Here is a 20,696-nt window from a genome sequence, read left to right on the forward strand (position 1 = left end):
GGTCCTGAACCCGCTCGAAGCAACTCGCTCTGAGGAGAGACGCGATGACCCGATCCCTTGTCGAGGACGTGTGGCCGCTGTCGCCACTGCAGGAAGGGCTGCTCTTCCACGCCGCCTTCGACAGCGAGGGTCCCGACGTCTACCAGGGGCAGCGGCTGCTCGAACTGACCGGCCCCCTGGACTCGGACCGGCTGCGGGCGTCATGGCAGGCGCTCCTGGCCCGGCACGCGGCACTGCGGGCGAGCTTCCGCAGGCGCAAGACGGGTGAGGCGGTGCAGGTCATCGCGCGGGACGTGGAGCTGCCGTGGCGCGCGGCCGATCTCTCCGGGCTCGAGGCAGAGGACGCGTCGGCCGAGGCTGACCGACTCGCGGGCCTGGAGCGGGCCGAGCGCTTCGACCTCGCCGCTGCGCCGCTGCTGCGGCTCCTGCTGATCCGGATCGGCGCGGAGCAGCACCGTCTGGTGGTCACCAGCCACCACGTCCTGATGGACGGCTGGTCCATGCCGGTGCTGCTCGGCGAACTCTCGGCCACCTACGCGGCGGGCGGAGACACCTCAGGGCTGCCGCCCGTCACGTCCTACCGGGAGTATCTGGCCTGGCTGTCCCGCCAGGACAAGGACGCGGCGCGGGCCGCGTGGCAGGCGGAACTGGCGGGGGCGGACGGGCCGACGCTGGTGGCTCCGGCGGACTCGAGCCGTGCGCCCATGCCCCCGGAGAGCCTGATCAACGAGATCCCCCAGGAACTGACGGAGGGCCTGACACGGTTCGCCCGTGGCCACGGTCTGACCGTCAACACGGTGGTGCAGGGCGCGTGGGCACTGGTCCTCGCGCGGCTCGCCGGGCGCACGGACGTGGTGTTCGGTGCCACCGTGGCGGGTCGGCCGATGGAGCTGACGGGCGTCGAGTCCATGGTCGGCCTGTTCATCAACACGCTGCCCGTGCGCGTCCGGCTCGACGCCGAACAATCAGTGGCACGGATGCTGGCCGAACTCCAGGAACGCCAGTCGTCGTTGATGGCGTATCAGCACCTGGGCCTGCCCGAGGTGCAAGGGCTCGCCGAATCCGGCGGCGCGGTCTTCGACACGCTCGTGGTGTACGAGAACTATCCGAGCCCGCCCGCCGAGGCCCCGTCGCCCGACACCTTCACCGTGCGTCTCGCCGCCGGTCAGGAGACCGCCCACTACCCGTTCACGCTGGTGGTGGCACCCGACGGCGAACGGATGCTCTGCAAGCTCGACTACCGCCCCGACCTGTTCGACCGTGAGACCGCCGAGTCGGTGTTCGCGTGGCTGGTGCGCGTACTCGACCAACTGGTGGCGGATCCGTCGGTACTCGTGGGACGCGTCGGGGTGCTCGCCGCGCCCGAGCGCGGACTGGTCGTGGAGGGATGGGGCGGCACGGCGGGCGAGGAGCCCGGCGGCCTGGTGCCGGAGCTGATAGCGGGACGTGTGGAGTCGTCGCCGGGTGCGGTGGCGGTCGAGGGCGAACGGACTTTGTCGTACGCGGAGTTGTGGATGGAGTCCGGTCGCTGGGCCCGGTACTTGGCGGATGGGGGCGTGCGGCGCGGAGACCGCGTCGCGGTCGTGATGGAACGGTCGGCCGATCTCCTTCCGCTGCTCCTTGGGGTGTGGCGGGCGGGCGCCGCCTATGTGCCGGTCGACGCGGGCTCGCCGCTGGAGCGCGTGGGCTTCGTCCTCGAGGACTCGGCTCCGGTCGTCGTGCTGTGCACGGAGAAGACCCGGGCCGCCGTGCCGGAGGGCGGCGCCGAACTGGTCGTGATCGATGACCCGCGCGTGCGGGAGGCGCTGGCCGCGTCCGCTGCCGGCGATTCCCCTGTGCTCGTGGGCGCGGACGACGTGGCGTACGTGATGTACACATCGGGTTCCACGGGCGTGCCGAAGGGCGTGGCGGTGTCGCACGGCAGTGTCGTCGCGCTTGTGGGGGAGCGTGGCTGGTCGGTCGGCCCGGACGACGCGGTCCTGATGCACGCCCCGCACGCCTTCGACGTATCGCTCTTCGAGGTGTGGGTCCCGCTGGCCGCCGGTGCCCGCGTGATGGTCGCGGGGCCGGGCGCGGTGGACGCCGAGCAGGTGCGGGAGCACGCGGCGCACGGGGTCACATCGGTACATCTGACCGCCGGTTCGTTCCGTGTCCTCGCAGGGGAGTCGCCGGACTGCTTCGCCGGACTGCGCGAGGTCCTGACGGGCGGGGACGTGGTCCCGGTCGCGTCCGTGGCACGGGTGCGCGAGGCCTGCCCCGACGTGGTCGTACGCCATCTGTACGGGCCGACCGAGGTGACCCTGTGCGCGACCTGGAGGGTCTGGGGTCCCAGTGACGCGGTGGGGTCGGTGCTGCCCATCGGGCGCCCCTTGGGCAACCGGCGTGTCTTCGTCCTGGACGCTTTCCTCCAGCCCGTGCCGTCGGGCGTGACCGGGGAGCTGTACGTGGCGGGCGAGGGCCTGGCACAGGGGTACTGGGGCCGGGCGGAACTGACGGCGGAACGCTTTGTGGCCTGCCCGTTCGAGCCGGGCGGGCGGATGTACCGCACCGGTGACCTGGTGCGCTGGTCCGACACGGGCGAACTGCTCTTCATCGGGCGCGCGGACGCGCAGGTCAAGGTGCGCGGCTTCCGGGTGGAGCTGGGCGAGGTGGAGGCAGCGCTCGCCGCGCATCCCGCCGTGGCGCAGGCGGTGGTGGTCGCCCGCGAGGACGGTCCGGGCGAGCGCCGTCTGGTCGGCTACGTCGTACCCAGGAACCCGGAGGGCGTGGACCCTGCCCTGATCCGCGCACACGTGGCCAAAACGCTGCCCGACTACATGGTGCCGACCGCCGTACTTCCGCTGGACGAACTCCCCGTCACCCGCAACGGCAAGGTCGACCACAAGGCTCTGCCCGCGCCCGACTTCGCGGCGAGGGCGACGGAGCGCGCACCGCGCACGGAGGCCGAGTCGATTCTGTGCGGCCTGTTCGCCGAACTGCTGGGTCTTGAGCGGGTCGGCGTCGAGGACAGCTTCTTCGAGCTGGGCGGCGACTCGATCATGTCGATGCAACTGGTCGCACGAGCCCGCCGCGCCGACCTGGTCCTCACGCCTCGGCAGGTCTTCGACGAGAAGACCCCGGAGCGGCTCGCACTTGTCGCCGGACAGACCGGACAGGCTGGGCAGAGGGGATACGGCGCCGAATCCTCACGGGACGCGGGTGTGGGTGAGGTGCCCTGGACGCCGGTGATGCGGGAGCTGGGCGAGCGGGGTCTGCGGGGGAGGTTCGCGCAGTGGATGATCGTCGGCGCTCCGGAAGGCCTCGGCCGGGATGTGCTGGTGGGTGGTGTGGGTGCCGTACTCGACGCGCACGACATGCTGCGGGCGCGCGTGATGGACGGTGGAGTCGAGCCCAAGTTGTCGGTGGGGCAACGGGGTTCGGTGGCTGCCGAGGGGTTGGTCGTCCGTTTCGACGCTCAGGACGCGTCGGCCGATTCGCTGGATGACGTTGCGGCGAGGGCCGCACGCGAGGCGGTGGGGAGGCTTGATCCCGCCGCAGGTGTGATGGTCCAGGTGGTGTGGGTGGATGCGGGGCCGGGGCGTATCGGACGACTGGCCTTTGTGGTGCACCACTTGGTGGTGGACGGCGTCTCGTGGCGGATTCTCCTGCCGGACTTGAAGTCCGCCTGCGAGTCGTTGGCGGCCGGGCGGGAGCCGCGTCTTGACCCGGTGGGAACACCGTTCAAGCAGTGGGCCGAAGCGCTGGTCGAAGAGGCGAGGGGCGAGGGGCGGACGGCCGAACTGACGGAATGGTCCGAGCTGCTCGGCGAGACCGAACTGCCTTTAGGTGTAAGGGAGCTGGTGCCCAGTCAGGACACCGCAGCAACCATGCGTCGCCGTTCGTGGACAGTGACGGCGGAACGCGCCGCCACTCTGGTGGGCAGGGTGCCGGCGGTCTTTCACTGCGGTGTGCACGAGGTGCTGCTCGCGTCCCTGGCCGGTGCGGTCGCCCGCTGGCGGCGTCGGTCGGCGGCCTCGGTGCTGGTGGACGTGGAGGGTCATGGGCGCGGGCCGCTCGGCAGCGCGGAGCTGACGCGCACGGTGGGCTGGTTCACCAGCTCGCACCCGGTCAGGTTGGATGTCGGCGGCGTCGACGTGGGCCAGGTGGTGGCGGGTGGTCCGGCGGCCGGGGTGCTGCTGAAGGCGGTCAAGGAGCAGGCGCGGGCGATACCGGGGGACGGGCTCGGGTTCGGTCTGCTGCGTCATCTCAATCCCGACACCGCACCGGTGCTTGCCGCTCTGCCGCGCCCGCAGATCGGCTTCAACTACCTCGGCCGCTTCACCGCGAGCACGGTGAACACGGCGAGCACGGCGAACGGCGGGGCGGCTCCCTGGCAGCTGTCCGGAAGCGAGGCCATCGGCGGCTCGATCGACCCGGAAACGTCGGCCTTGCACACCCTGGAAGCGAGCGCTGCCGTACAGGACACGCCTGACGGGCCGGAGTTGACCGTCACGCTGAGCTGGCCCACCGGGCTACTCGACGACGCCGATGCGGCAGAGCTCGGCCGCGTCTGGGAGCAGGTGCTCGGCGGTCTGGCCGCCCATGCCACCGACCCCGGCGCCGGTGGACACACCCCGTCCGACTTCCCTCTCCTCGACCTCACACAGCAGAACGTCAAGGAACTGGAGGCTGAGGCAAGGGATTTGGTGGACGTATGGCCGTTGTCGCCGTTGCAGGAAGGGATGCTGTTCCACGCCACGTTCGACGAGGAAGGGCCGGACGTCTATCAGAGCCAGCGGCTCATGGCACTGGACGGGCCGCTGGACGTGGACAGGCTGCGCGCATCCTGGGAGGCACTCCTCGCCCGGCACGCGGCACTGCGGGCGAGCTTCCACCGGCCCGAGTCGGGCCAGGCGGTACAGGTCGTCGCGCGGCGAGTGGAACTCCCCTGGCGCGAGGCCGACGTGTCGCAGCTGGCGGACGCCGAAGCGCACGCGGAGGCCGAGCGCCTGACCGAGCGCGAGATGGCGGAGCGCTTCGATCTGACGAAGGCGCCTCTGCTGCGCCTGCTGCTCATCCGCTTCGGCGAGAACCGGCACCGCCTCGCCGTCACCAGCCACCACATCCTGGTGGACGGCTGGTCGATGCCGGTCATTCTCAACGAGGTGTCCGCGCTGTACGCGGCGAGGGGTGCCGCGGCGGGCCGTGGCGCGGCAGGCGGTGGCGCGGCAGACGCTGGCGCGGTGAGCAGCGGTGCGGCGAGCAGCGATGCGACGCACCTGAAGCCGACCCCCGCCGCCTCCTATCGCGACTACCTGTCCTGGCTGGAACGCCAGGACAGGGACGCCGCACGGAGCGCCTGGCGGACGGAGCTGACCGGCGCGGACGAGCCGACACTGGTGGCACCCGTGGACCCGGGACGGCCGCCGGTCGTGCCCGAGGTCAGCTCGGCGGAACTCTCCCCGGAGAAGACCCGTGCGCTGACCGAGCTGGCCCGCACCCATGGTCTTACGGTGAACACCGTCGTGCAGGGCGCCTGGGCGCTCGTCCTCGCGCGCCTCGCCGGGCGCACGGACGTCGTGTTCGGCGGCACCGTGGCCGGGCGGCCCCCGGAGCTGCCCGACGCCGAGTCGATGATCGGCCTCTTCATCAACACCCTGCCCGTACGCGTGCGGCTCGACGCCGGCCGGCCGGTCCTGAAGATGCTCGCCGAGCTCCAGGAACACCAGTCGGCGCTGATCGCCCACCAGCACCTGGGCCTGTCGGAGATCCAGCAACTCACCGGTCCCGGCGCGACCTTCGACACCATGCTGATGTTCGAGAACTACCCGCGGAACTCGGCCACCCTGCCCGGACCGGCCGACGACGAGGTCACGATCACCCAGCTCAGCACCCTGGCCGGAACGCATTACCCGCTGGCGGTCGGAGTCGTCCCCGCCGACAGGCTCCGCGTTCTCGTGACCTACCGGCCCGATCTGATCGCCCGGGAGAGCTCTCTCCGGACGGCGCGTCAGGTCGTCCGCGTCCTTGAACAACTGGTGGCGGACCCCTCGGTCCTTGTGGCGCGGGTGGACACCCTGGACGCCGCGGACCGCGTGTCGGTCGTGGAGGAGTGGAACGCCACAGAGGTGCAGGCCTTCGGCGGAACCGTTCCTGAACTGATCGCCGGACGGGTGGAGTCGGCGCCGGACACGGTGGCGGTCGAGGGAGAACAGACGCTCCTCTACGGGGAGTTGTGGGAGGAATCAGGTCGCTGGGCCGAGTACTTGGCGGGCGTAGGGGTGCGGCGGGGTGACCGTGTAGCGGTGGTCATGGAGCGGTCGCCGGACCTGCCGACGCTGCTCCTGGGGATCTGGCGGGCGGGCGCCGCCTATGTGCCGGTGGATGTGGGGTGGCCGGTCGAGCGGGTCGCCTTCGTCGTGGAGGACGCGGCTCCGGTGGCCGTGGTCTGCACGTCGGAGAGCCGGGGCGTGGTGCCGGACGGAGCTGCCGCCCACGTCGTGGTCATCGACGACCCGCAGGTGCGGGCAGCGCTGGCCGAGCGGGAAACCGGGCAGCAGATCGTGCCCGTGACGGCGCGGGACGTGGCGTACATGATGTACACGTCGGGCTCGACGGGTGCACCGAAGGGCGTGGCGGTGCCGCACGGCAGCGTGGCGTCGCTGGTGGGGGAGCGTGGCTGGGCGGTGGGCCCGAAGGACGCGGTCCTGATGCATGCCCCGCACGCCTTCGACGTATCGCTCTACGAGATGTGGGTTCCGCTGGCCTCCGGTGGCCGCGTGGTCATGGCCGAGCGCGGTGTGGTGGATGCCCAGCGGTTGCGCGAGCACGTGAAGCGCGGGGTGACGTCCTTCCACGCCACGGCCGGCCAGTTCCGGGCACTGACGGAGGAGACACCCGACTGTTTCACCGGGTTGCGGGAGGTGCTGACCGGCGGGGACGTCGTACCGGCCGCTTCGGTGGCCCGGGTACGTGAGGCCTGCCCGGATGTCTCCGTCCGCCACATGTACGGGCCGACGGAGGTGACCCTGTGCGCGACCTGGCACGTGCTGGAGCCGGGCGACGCGATGGGTTCCGTACTTCCCGTCGGGCGTCCGATGAGCAACCGGCAGACCTTCGTTCTGGACGCGTTCCTGCGGCCGGTGGCGCCGGGCGTGACCGGTGAGCTCTACGTGGCGGGCGCCGGGTTGGCCCAGGGCTACTGGAACGGCCGGCGCCTGACCGCCGAGCGGTTCGTGGCCTGCCCGTACGCGGCGGGGGAGCGGATGTACCGCACCGGTGACCTGGTGCGCTGGTCCGAGGACGGCGAGCTCCTCTTCGTCGGCCGCGCGGACGCACAGGTCAAGATCCGGGGGTACCGAGTCGAGCTGGGTGAGGTGGAGGCGGCCCTGGCCGCCCACCCCTCCGTCGCTCAGGCGGTTGTCGTCGCCCGCGAGGACCGGCAGGCGGAACGCCGTCTCGTCGGCTACGTGGTCCCGGACGGCACATCGCCCGACCCGGAATCCCTCCGCGCCCACGTGGCCAAGACCCTGCCCGAGTACATGGTCCCCACGGCGATACTCACCCTGGACACCCTCCCGGTGACCCGCAACGGCAAGGTCGACCGCGACGCTCTGCCCGCCCCCGACTTCGCGGGGAAAGCGACCGACCGCGCGCCGCGTACGGAGACCGAGGCGATCCTGTGCGCGCTGGTCGCCGAGTTATTGGGCCTGGAGCGGGTCGGGCCCGACGACAGCTTCTTCGAGCTCGGCGGCGACTCGATCATGTCGATGCAACTGGTCGCCCGCGCCCGCCGCGCCCACCTGATCCTCAAGGCGCAGGACGTCTTCGAGCACGAGACGCCGGCGGGCCTCGCGGCCGTGGCCGGGCATGTGGGTGCCGAGACGGCCACGCGGGAATCCGGCATCGGGAACGTGCCCTGGACACCAGTGATGCGGGCGCTCGGAGAGCGGGGTCTGCGGGGCAGGTTCGCGCAGTGGACGATCGTCGGCGCTCCGGCGGGACTCGGCCGTGACGTCCTTGTGAGTGGCGTGGCCGCCGTTCTCGACACGCACGACATGCTGCGGGCCCGCGCCACGAGCGGCGGGGACACCACGAACGGTGGGGACGGCCTCGAACTGTCCGTGGGGCAGCGCGGTTCCGTCGATGCCGCGGCCCTGGTCACGCGCATCGACGCGGCGGACGTGCCGGACGACTCCCTGGACGGCCTCGCGGAGGAGTCGGCCCGTGAGGCCACGAAGCGCCTCGATCCGTCGGCGGGTGTGATGCTCCAGGCCGTCTGGGTGGACGCAGGCCCGAAGCGGACCGGCCGACTGGCCCTCGCCGTCCATCACTTGGTGGTCGACGGATTGTCGTGGCGCATCCTCGTCCCGGACCTGCGGGCCGCGTGCGAGGCGTCGGCGGCCGGTCGTGAGCCGGAGCTCGACCCGGTGGGTACGTCGTTCAAGCAGTGGACGGACGTCCTGGTCGAGCAGTCCACCAGCGAGAGCCGAACCGCCGAGCTCGCGGACTGGACCGCACTGCTCGGAGCCGCCCAACCCCCGCTCGGCAAGCGGGACCTTGACCCGGCCATCGACACCGCAGCGACCATGCGCCGCCGGTCCTGGACCGTCCCGTCGCACCTCGCGGCCACGCTGGCGGGCACTGCCCCCGCGCTGTTCCACTGCGGGGTGCACGAGGTGCTCCTGGCGACGCTCGCGGGCGCGGTCACGCACTGGAGGTGCGGCGAGGGCGGGCACGTACTCCTCGATGTGGAGGGCCACGGCAGGGATCAGCTCGCGGACGCCGAACTGTCGCGCACCGTAGGTTGGTTCACCACCACCCACCCGGTGCGTCTCGACGCGGCCGGGATCGACCTGGACGAAGCGCGGTCCGGCGGTCCGGCGGCCGGAGCCCTTCTGAAGTCGGTCAAGGAGCAGTCGCGGGCGGTACCCGGCGACGGACGCGGCTTCGGTCTTCTCCGCCATCTCAACCCCGCCACCGCACCGACCCTGGCGGCTCTGCCCACCCCGCAGATCGGCTTCAACTACCTGGGCCGGTTCACGGCGAAAACGGCGAAAACGGCGAACACGGCTGAGTCGGCGGCCGGCCCGGTCGCCCCCTGGCAGCTCGCCGGTGGTGAGGCGATCGGCGGTTCCGTCGACCCGGACATGCCCGCCCTGCACGCCCTGGAAGCGGGCGCCGCGGTGCAGGACACCGCCGAAGGGCCGGAACTGACCGTCACGCTGACATGGCCCACCGGAGTGGTGGACGAGGCCGACGCGGAACACCTCGCCCGGATCTGGCTCGACCTGCTCGCGGGCCTGGCCGCGCACACCACCGCCCCCGCCGCCCCCGGCTTCACAGCGGGCGGACACACTCCGTCCGACTTCTCCCTCCTCGACCTCACGCAGCACGAGGTCGACGAACTCGAGGCAGCAGTAACGGAGGTGATGGACGTATGGCCGCTCTCGCCGTTGCAGGAAGGGCTGCTCTTCCACGCGGGGTTCGACGAGCAGGGGCCGGACCTCTACGAAGGGCTGCGCGTACTCGACCTCGACGGGCCGCTGGACGTGGACCGGCTGCGGGCGTCGTGGGAGGCGATCCTCGTCCGGCACCCGATCCTGCGGGCGAGCTTCCACCGACGTACGTCGGGCCAGGCGGTGCAGGTCATCTCACGGTCCGTGGAACTGCCTTGGCGTGAGGTCGACTTGTCGGGTCTCTCGGCCGCCGATGCTCGCACCGAGATGGACCGCATCGTCGAGGACGAACGCATTCGCCGACTGGACGTGACGACGGCCCCGCTGCTGCGCCTGCTCCTTATCCGGCTCGGCGAGAACCGGCATGCCCAGGTGGTCATCAACCACCACATCGTCACGGACGGCTGGTCGCTGCCCGTCCTGATCGCCGAGATGTCCACGATCTACGCGGCCGGTGGTGACGGGCGTGCCCTGCCCGCCGCGACCTCGTACCGGGAGTACCTGGCCTGGCTGGAACGCCAGGACAGGGAAGCCGCGCGGAGCGCCTGGCGCACGGAGTTCGCGGGTGCGGACGAGCCGACCCTCACGGTTCCCGAGGACCCGTCGGCCGCCGCGCCCGCCGTACCGGAACGCATTCCCTTCGAGTTCAGCGAGGAACTCACCCGCAGCGTTGTCGACTTGGCGCGCGGCCATGGCCTGACGGTGAACACGGTCGTGCAGGGTGCCTGGGCGCTGCTCCTGGCCCGGCTCGTCGGACGTACCGACGTGGTGTTCGGCGTGACGGCGGCGGGGCGGCCCGCCGAGTTGCCGCGTGTGGAGTCGATGGTCGGCCTGTTCATCAACACGCTGCCCGTACGGGTCGATCTGTCGGCGGAGCAGTCGGTGGCCGCGATGCTGACCAGCCTCCAGGAGCGACAGGTCGCGCTCATGTCCCACCAGCACATCGGCCTCTCCGAGATCCGCAGGCTCGCGGGCCCCGGCGCCGCCTTCGACACGCTCGTCGTGTACGAGAACTACCCGCGCCCGCCTCTTCGCGACTCCGAGCCCGACACCCTGTCGATCCGCCCCGGCGGCACACCGGAGGACACCGGCCACTACCCGCTGACGCTGATCGCGGTACCGGGCGAGCGCCTGCACGGCGAGTTCATCTACCGGCCCGGCGTGTTCCACCGCGCCTGGGCCGAGGAGACCGTGGCGTCGCTGGGACACGTGCTCGAAGGGATGGCCGCCGATCCGTCGGCGCCCGTGGGACGGGTGGGCGTACTGGGCGGGGCGCGGCGCGAGCTCGTCGTGGGCGAGTGGAACCGCACGCGGGTGCCGGTGGCCGCGGAGACGCTGCCCGAGCTGCTCCGGCGCCAGGTGGAGCGGTCGCGGGACGCCGTCGCCCTGGAGTCGGGCGAGCGCTCGCTGACATACGGAGAGTTGGAGGACGAGGCCGGACGCTGGGCCCGCTGCCTGATCGAGGCCGGTGTGGGGCCGGAGCGCCGGGTGGCCGTCCTCGCACCGGGATCGGTGGCGACGGTGGTCTGCGTCCTCGCCGTGTCCATGGCGGGCGGGGTCTTCGTGCCCGTGGACCCGGGATACCCGCAGGAGCGGGTGGCTTTCGTGCTCGCGGACGCGGACCCCGCGGTGCTGCTGTGCACGCAGGAGACGCGGGCCTCGGTGCCGACGGGGTTCGCGGGCCGTCTCATCGTCCTCGACGATCCGGAAACCGCCGCGGCCGTCGCCGGGAAGGCGGCGGGCACCATCGGACATGGGGAGCGGACCGCGCCGCTCGGTGCGGACAACGCGGCGTACGTGATCTACACCTCGGGTTCGACGGGTACCCCGAAGGGCGTGGTCGTGCCCCATGCGGGGCTCGCCAATCTCGCGCGGGCCCAGATCGAGCGGTTCGCGGTGGGTCCTGACGCGCGGGTGCTCCAGTTCGCCTCGCTGAGCTTCGACGCGGCGGTCTCCGAACTGTGCATGGCGCTGCTCTCGGGAGGAACGCTCGTGGTGGCCGGGGCGGACGCACTGCCGCCACAGGTGCCGCTCGGGCAGGCGCTCCGCGCCCTGGGGGCCACCCATGTCACCGTGCCCCCGAGCGTGCTCGCGGTGGAGGATGAACTGCCTCCGGGGCTGCGGACGTTGGTGGTGGCCGGAGAGGCGTGCCCTCCGGCGCTCGTGGACCGGTGGTCCGGCGGGCGGCGGATGGTGAACGCGTACGGACCCACCGAGCTGACGGTGTGCGCGGCCATGAGCGCGCCCCTGTCACCGGACCAGGAAACAGGCCGGGAAACAGGCCAGGAAACAGGCCGGGAGGCGGGCCGGGAGACAGTGCCGATCGGGCGCCCCATGGCCAACGTGAAGGTGTTCGTCCTGGACCGCTTCCTCCAGCCCGTCCCGCCGGGAACGCCGGGCGAGCTGTACGTCGCGGGCGCCGGAGTGGCTCGCGGATACTGGGCGCGGCCAGGCCTGACCGCCGAACGGTTCGTGGCGTGCCCGTACGTGCCCGGGGAGCGCATGTACCGGACAGGTGACATGGTGCGCTGGTCCGACACCGGGGAACTGCTCTTCGTCGGCCGCGCGGACGCGCAGGTGAAGGTGCGCGGCCACCGGATCGAACCGGGCGAGGTCGAAGCGGTCCTCGCCGCGCACGCCGGGGTCGCCCAAGCGGTGGTCGTGGCGCGTGACGACCGGAAGGCCGGTGAGCAGCACCAGTTGGTCGCCTACGTCGTCCCCGATCCGTCGGAGGCATGGCGCACCGATGAACTCCTCACCGCCCTGCGGGACATCGCCGCGGACCGTCTTCCCGCCTTCATGGTCCCGTCGGCGTTCGTCCCGCTTGACCGCCTGCCCCTCACCACGAACGGGAAGCTGGACCGGCGTGCGCTGCCCGCCCCCGACTTCGCAGGGAAGGTCTCGGGACGGGAGCCGCGCACGGAGACCGAGGCGCTGCTGTGCGGCCTGTTCGCCGAGGTGCTCGGCCTGGAACGGGTCGGCGTCACGGACAGCTTCTTCGTCCTTGGCGGCGACTCGATCTCCTCGATGCAACTGGCTTCCCGCGCCCGCCGCTCGGGCCTCGTGGTGACGCCTCGGCAGATCTTCGAGGAGAAGACCCCCGAGCGCCTCGCGACGGTGGCGGACGCGGCCGACGACGCCGGGCAGGACGCCGTCGAGGACATCGGCGTCGGCGAGGTGCCCTGGACCCCGGTGATGCGCGAGTTGGGCGAGCCCGCACGCCGCCCGAGGTTCGCGCAGTGGGCCGTCGTCGGTGCCCCGGCCGGCCTCGCACCCGACGTACTCCTGACAGGTCTGTCCGCCGTCCTCGACACGCACGACATGTTGCGCGCACGCGTGGTCACGACGGACGAGGGCGACCGCGATGGCCGCGACGGCCACGCCGAGGGCGACTGCGGCACCGAGCCGCGTCTCGTCGTCGGCGAACGAGGGTCCGTGGACCCCGCGGACCTGGTCACCCGCGTGGCCGCAGAGGAAGCGGCGGACATGGCGGGCGCATCACTCGACGAGATCGCGGAACGCGCGGCGAAGGAGGCCGTCGAGCGCCTCGACCCCGCGCGGGGCGCGATGCTCCAGGTCGTGTGGGTGGACGCGGGCCCGGAGCGAGTGGGCCGACTGGTCCTCATGGTCCACCACCTGGCCGTGGACGGAGTGTCCTGGCGGGTCCTGGTGCCCGACCTGGCCCTCGCCTGCGAGGCCGCCGCGGCGGGACAGGAACCCGTGCTCGACCCCGTGGGGACATCGTTCAGGCGCTGGTCGGAACTCCTGTCCGCGCAGGCCGCAGCACCGGACCGGGTGGCGGAGCTCGACGCGTGGACGGACTTGCTCGACGGCACGGAACCGCTCATCGGCCGGCGTCCGCTGGATCCGGCCCTCGACACCGCCGCGACCACACACCGCGCGTCCTGGCAGGTCCCACGGGAAGAGGCGGCCACGCTGGCAGGTCGGACCCCCGCGCTGTTCCACTGCGGGGTGCACGAGGTGCTCCTGGCGACGCTCGCGGGCGCCGTCACGCGCTGGCGCGGCGAGGGCGGGCACGTACTACCGGATCACGTACTACCGCATCACGCACTGCCGGATCACGTACTGCTCGATGTGGAGGGCCACGGCCGTGAACCGGTCGAAGGCGCCGAACTGTCGCGCACCATGGGCTGGTTCACCAGCACCCACCCGCTCCGCCTCGCCGTCGCCGACGTGCCTCTGGCCGAAGTGACGGACGGCGGTCCGGCGGCCGGAGCCCTACTGAAGACGGTCAAGGAACAGGCGCGGGCGGTGCCGGGCGACGGACTCGGATACGGACTGCTGCGCCACCTGAATCCCGATACGGGCCCGGTGCTCGCCGCCCTGCCGAGCCCGCAGATCGGCTTCAACTACCTGGGCAGGTTCACCGCCGGTGACCCGTCCGAAAGCCGTACGGTCGCGGCCTGGCAGATGGCGGGAGATACGGCGATCGGCGGCTCGGCCGACCCGGACATGCCGTCCATGCACGCCCTGGAAGCGGGCGCGGCCATCGTGGACACTGCTGACGGGCCCGAGCTGACCATCTCGCTCAGCTGGGCGGGCCAGGTCATACACGGTGCCTCGGCACGACGCGTCGGCCGACTCTGGCTGGACATGCTCGGCGGCCTCGCCGCCCACACCACCGATCCCACGGCCGGTGGACACACACCTTCCGACTTCCCCCTCCTCGGCCTCGCGCAGAGCCAGATCGAGGATCTCGAAGCCGGATTCAACCCGCTCTGAAGCCCTGAGGCTCCGAGGCTCCGAGGAGAGACGAGATGACCCGATCACCGGTCGAGGACGTGTGGCCGCTGTCGCCGCTGCAGGAAGGGATGCTCTTCCACGCCGCCTTCGACGACCAGGGTCCGGACGTGTACACCGTGCAGTCCGCGCTCGACATCGAAGGACCCGTGGACCCGGTCAGGCTGCGGGCGTCCTGGCAGGCGCTCCTCGCCCGGCACGCCGCGCTGCGCGCCTGCTTCCGGCAGGTGAGCGGGGCACAGATGGTGCAGGTCATCGCGCGGGACGTGGTGCTGCCCTGGCGTACGGAGGACGTGTCGGGCCTCGCCGAGTCCGATGAGCCCGCAGCCCTGGAACGCCTGGCGCAGAGCGAGCGGGCCGAGCCCTTCGACCTGGCGGCGCCACCGCTGCTGCGCCTCCTCCTGATCCGCCGGGGCGCGAACCGCCACCGCCTCGTCATCACCAGCCACCACATCCTCATGGACGGCTGGTCGGCCCCGGTCCTCATCGGTGAACTCTGCGAGATCTACGCTGCGGGGGGCGACGCATCCAGGTTGGGGCGCACCACCTCCTACAGGGAGTACCTGAAGTGGCTCGGCCGACAGGACAGGGAAGCCGCGCGGGACGCGTGGCAGGTGGAACTCGCGGGCACGGACGAACCGACCCTCGTGGCACCGGCCGTCCCCGACCGGCTCCCCGTCTTCCCCGAGAACGTGAGCGGTGACCTCCCCGAGAAGGTCACACGAGACGTGGTGGAACTGGCGCGCACCCATGGCCTGACGGTGAACACCGTGGTGCAGGGCGCCTGGGCGCTGGTCCTCGCCCGGCTCGCGGGGCGCACGGATGTGGTGTTCGGCGCGACGGTGGCGGGACGGCCTCCCGAGCTGCCGGGCGTGGAATCGATGGTGGGACTCCTCATCAACACGCTGCCGGTACGAGTCCGCATCGACGGATCGCAACCGCTGTTGGACATGTTCCGTGAACTGCAGGAACGCCAGACAGTGCTGATGGCTCATCAGCACCTGGGCCTCCCGCAGATCCAGAAGGCCGCGGGCCCGGGAGCGGGCTTCGACACGCTCCTGGTGTACGAAAGCTTTCCCCAGCCCCCGGCGGCCTCCCCTTCACCGGACCGCGAGAGCCTCTCGCTCAGGCCTGCGGGGTTCACGCGTGAGGCGGCGCACTATCCGCTGACGCTGGTGGTCGGCCCCGGCGAACGCATGCACCTGAAGCTGGAGTACCGGCCGGACCTGTTCGACCGGAGCGTCGCCGTGGCGGCGCTCGAATCGCTGGTGCGGGTGCTGGAGCGGGTGGTGAGCGACCCCGCCGTGGTGGTGGGGCGCGTCGGGGCGATGGCGATCGTCGAGCGTGGGGCGGCTGTCGTGCCGCCGCGCGAGGTGGTGCCCGAGCTGATCGCCGGGCGGGTGGTGTCGTCTCCGGGCGCTGTGGCCGTCCAAAGCGAACGGGCCTGCTCGTACGGGGAGTTGTGGGCGGAGTCCGGACGCTGGGCCCAGTACTTGGCGGGCATGGGGGTGCGGCGGGGCGACCGTGTCGCAGTGGTGATGGAGCGGTCGCCGGACCTGGTGAAGCTCCTGCTGGGGATCTGGCGGGCGGGCGCCGCCTACGTACCCGTGGATGTGGGGTGGCCGCAGGAGCGGGTCGCGTTCGTCCTTCAGGACGCGGCTCCGGCGAGGGTGGTGTGCACGGCGGAGAGCCGGGGCGTGGTGCCGGAGCGGGCTGCCACGCGCCTCGTGGTCCTCGACGACCCGCAGGTGCGGGTGGCGCTCGAGGCGTGCGGCACCGACAAGCCGGTCGTTCCGGTGGCGGCGCAGGACGTGGCGTACGTGATGTACACGTCGGGTTCGACCGGCGTGCCGAAGGGAGTCGCGGTGCCGCACGGCAGCGTCGCGGCCCTTGTGGGGGAGCGGGACTGGGCAGTGGGCCCGGCGGACGCGGTCCTCATGCACGCCCCGCACGCCTTCGACGCGTCGCTCTTCGAGATGTGGGTCCCGCTGGTCGCGGGAGGCCGCGTGGTGATGGCCGAGCCCGGTGTGGTGGATGCCCAGCAGGTGCGTGAGCACGTGAAGGGCGGCGTGACGGCGGTGCATCTGACCGCCGGTTCGTTCCGCGTCCTCGCCGAGGAGTCACCCGACTGCTTCACCGGGCTGCGTGAGGTGCTGACCGGCGGTGACGTGGTTCCGGCCGCCTCGGTCGCCCGTGTGCGCGAGGTCTGCCCGGATGTGTCGGTCCGCCATATGTACGGGCCGACGGAGACGACGTTGTGCGCGACCTGGCATGTGCTGGAGCCGGGCGACGAGATGGGCCCCGTACTCCCGATCGGGAGCCCGTTGCCCCACCGGCAGGCTTTCGTCCTTGACGCGTTCCTGCAGCCGGTGCCGCCGGGCGTGACCGGTGAGCTCTACGTGGCGTGCGCCGGCTTGGCGCAGGGCTACTGGAACGGCCAAGGCCTGACCGCCGAACGCTTCGTGGCCTGCCCGTACGTACCGGGAGAGCGGATGTACCGCACCGGGGATCTGGTGCGCCGGTCCGAGAAGCGCCACTCCCAGGAGGGTGACCTTCTCTTCGTCGGCCGCGCGGACGCGCAGGTCAAGATCCGGGGCTTCCGTGTGGAGCTGGGCGAGGTGGAGGCGGCCCTGGCCGCTCATCCCGACGTGGCCCAGGCGGTCGTCGTCGCCCGCGAGGACGGACCCGGTGAGCGCCGCCTCGTGGGTTACGTCGTACCCGAGGGCACGGAGGCCATCGACCCCCAACTCGTCCGCGCCCACGCTGCCGAGACCCTGCCCGACTACATGGTCCCGGCCGCCGTGCTGGCCCTGGGCGCCCTGCCCGTGACCCGCAACGGCAAGGTCGACCGCAAGGCACTGCCCGCCCCGGACTTCGCCGAGCGCGTCTCGGGGCGGGGGCCCCGGACCGCCGCCGAGGAGACGCTGTGCCGTCTGTTCGCCGAGGTGCTCGAACTGGAGCGGGTCGGGCCCGACGACAGCTTCTTCGACCTGGGCGGCGACTCGGGCCTCGCGATGCGCCTCGCGGGACGGATCCGCGAGGAGTTCGACGCCGAGATAGGCATCCGGCAGTTCTTCGGCTCGCCGACACCGGTAGGAGTGGCCAGGCTGCTCGCCACCAAGGCGCGGCCCGTACTGGTCCCGGTCGAGCACCGCGACGAAGTCCCTGTCACGGCAGGGCAGTTCCGCACCTGGCTGATGTCACGGCTCGACGACGAATCGGGAATCGACCGCATCCCGGTGGCGCTGCGACTGAGTGGCGATCTTGACCAGGAGGCGCTGCGGGCGGCCCTCGGCGATGTCGCCGCACGGCACGAGATCCTGCGCACCACCTTCGACGGAGCGCGGGGCGGCGCCATGCGGCAGCGCGTCCTGGACGCCACCGCGTCCCGCCCGGTGCCGGACGTGGTGCGAGCGACCGAGGCGGAGCTGCCGGACCTGCTGGCCACCCGCGCCGGGCACGCGTTCGACCTCGGCAGTCGGACGCCATGGACGCAGACGCTCCTGCGCCTCTCGGACACCGAGTACGTACTGCTTCTGGTGGTGCACCGGATCGCCGCCGACGACACGTCGCTGGACGTCCTGGTCCGTGACCTGGCCACCGCGTACGGCGCGCGCCGCGAGGGACGGGTGCCGGAACGGGCCCCGCTGCCCGTCCAGTTCGCCGACTACGCGCTCTGGGAACAGACCCTGCTCCAGGGAGAGCAGGAACCGGAGAGCCTGGTCAACGACCAACTCGCGTACTGGCACGACGCCTTGGCGGGCATCGACGCCGAGATCGAGCTGCCCGCCGACCGGCCACGGCCGTCCATCGCGTCGCACCGGGCCGGTACCGTACCGCTGCGCCTCGACGCCGAGGCGCACGGCCGTCTCGCCGATCTGACCGAGGACGACGCGACGACGACGTTCATGGTGGTGCAGGCGGCCCTCGTGATGCTGCTCGCCCGGCTCGGCGCGGGCACCGACGTCACCATCGGCACGCGGGTCCCGCGCCGGGACGAGTCCGGTCTCGAAACACTGGTGGGCCCCTTCGCGGGGGCGCTCGCCCTGCGTACGGACGCGTCCGGCGACCCCACGTTCCGCGAGCTGCTCGGCAGGGTCCTCGCGGCGAACCAGGAGGCGCGTGAGCACAGGGACGTACCGTTCGAACGCCTGGTGGACGGCCTGGAGCTGCCGCCGTCCCTCGCGCGCCACCCGGTGTTCCAGGTCCTCCTGGAGGTCGACGACAGCGTCGACGAGCCGTGGGATCCCTGGGAGCTGCCAGGACTGCGCACCACGCGCCTGGACCTCGGTACGCAAGCCACCGAGCTCGACCTGTCGTTCAGCCTCACCGAACGGTACGAGCCCGACGGCGATCTCGGAGGCATCGACGGACAACTCCGCTACGCGGCAGAGCTGTTCGACCGGCGGACCGCCCAGACGCTCGCGCAGCGGTTCGTCCGCGTGCTCGAGCAGGTGACGACCGATCCGGAGCAGCGCCTGAGCGCGCTCGACGTACTGCTCGACAGCGACGAAGCCCGGCGGCTCGTGGCGAGCGCGAACGACACGGCGGCGGAACCCGTCACGCGCACGGTGGTGGAGATGCTGGCCGAGCAGGCGGCACGTACACCCGATGCGATCGCCGTCACGGATCTCCACGGCTCCCTGACGTACGAGGCGTTGGACGCCGCGGCGGAGCGGCTCGCACACCGGCTGACCGAGCAGGGGGTGGGCCCGGAGAGCGTCGTCGTCGTGGCGCGGCCCGTCAGTAACGCCTTGGTCGTCGCGCTGCTCGGGGTGCTGAAATCCGGTGCGGCCTGCTGCCTCGCCGAGGATCCCGCCCGCCCGCTGGAGGGCGTGGACCTCCCGGGCGGCGGGATCCTGGTCTGCTCCGATGCGTCCATCGCTTCGGAGGCCGACAGGCCCACGACGAAGACCCGTCCCGCCCTCTTGGGGCACCCGGCGCTCGTCCTCGTGGGCGCCGTCATCGAACACCGCACGCTCGCCTCCCACACGACGTACCGCATGCAGGCCTCCCCGGCGTTGGGCGCGGCGCCGCTGCTTGACGCCAGGGCTCCGTCCGCGGCGCTCGTGACGCCACTGCTCGCGGCGCTCTGTGCGGGAGGGAGCGTGCGGCTCGGCGTACCCGGCAAGGATCTCGCGGCGGGGGAGGCCGGGACGCTGGTGGTCACCACCCCCGAGCTCCTTGACACGGCCCCCGAGGCCCTGGTCGTGGACCTGGCGGGTGGGCCGCAGGCCATGGACCAGTTGCAGGACCTGAGGGAGCGGCACCCCTCGACTCCGCTGGTGAGTGGTTACGGAGTGCCGGAGACGGGCGGAATCTGGCTGGAGCACGGGCCCGGCTCCGAGGAGGCCGCCGCATCGGGGCCCCGCACCGGCAGCCCGGTCCTGGACACCCGCGCCTTCGTGCTCGACGAACGTCTGCGTCCGGTGCCGCCGGGCGTCACGGGCGACCTCTACCTGGCAGGCACCACGCTGGCGCGCGGCTACGCGGGCAGCCCGGGGCGCACGGGCGAACGGTTCGTCGCCTGCCCCTTCGGCCCCGCGGGCGAGCGCATGTTCCGTACCGGCGAACGCGCGAAGCTGACGAACACGGGCCGCATCGCCGTACAGCCCGAGGACCAGGAGCGGAAGCGGGGCGCCGGCGCGGGGCGGGGTACGGGCAGGAACCGCGGCGACTTGGGCGTCATACTGCCCCTGCGGCCGGAAGGCAGCCGCCCCCCGCTGTTCTGCCTGCACACCGGCATGGGCCTGAGCTGGACGTACGCGGCTCTTCTGCCGTACCTCCCGCAGGATCAGCCGGTGTACGGCGTGCAGGCGCGCGGGATCGCGCAGCCGCAGCCCGGTCAACTGCCGGGCAGCATCGCGGAGATGGCGGCCGACTACGCGGACGAGATCCGCGCCGTCCAGCCCGTCGGCCCCTACCACCTCCTGGGCTGGTCCATCGGCGGAACCATCGCCCAAGCCGTCGCCGCCCGTCTCGAGGAACTGGGCGAGGAGGTGGCGCTCCTCGCGCTGCTCGACGCCTATCCCGGCAGTGGCGCCGCCAAGTCGCGGTTCCGTGGCGAGGAGGGAGAGGCGACGGAGGGATATGGCGTACTGCAACAGAAGCAGGGCGCCGACGTGGCCGACCTCTACCGCTCGTCGGGCATGAGCGAACAGGCCCTGTCGAACCTGGAGACGGTCGTCCGCAACATGTCGGGGTTCGCGCCGGACCACACGCCCCGCGTCTCCCGCGGCGACCTGCTGCTCTTCGTGGCGGCGGCCGACCGGACCGGGGAACAATCCGTGGCGGATTCCGTCGCGAACTGGGAGCCCTTCATCGAGGGCGACATCGAATCGCACGAAGTGCCTGTCGGCCATTACGACATGCTCAAGCCCGAAGCCCTGTCACGCATCACACGCGTTGTCGCGCGGAAACTCGGTGCCACGAGTGCCACGACAGGCAAGGCGAAGGAAAAGAATCCGGAACAGCGGACAGCAACCGAAAAGGACTGAA

General features: G+C 71.8%; 2 protein-coding genes. Both read left to right on the forward strand.

The window, feature by feature from the left end; translation table 11 throughout:
* Positions 1-44 precede the first annotated feature (44 nt).
* A complete protein-coding gene (locus tag ACWFRJ_RS02370) occupies positions 45-14,180 on the forward strand; it encodes an amino acid adenylation domain-containing protein (RefSeq protein ID WP_453524294.1) in 14,136 nt (4,711 codons plus the stop codon).
* A gap of 35 nt (positions 14,181-14,215) precedes the next feature.
* Positions 14,216-20,695, forward strand: coding sequence for an amino acid adenylation domain-containing protein (locus ACWFRJ_RS02375; protein ID WP_453524296.1), 6,480 nt, complete (start codon positions 14,216-14,218; stop codon positions 20,693-20,695).
* Position 20,696 lies beyond the last annotated feature (1 nt).

Source organism: Streptomyces sp. NPDC055239 (assembly GCF_053606205.1).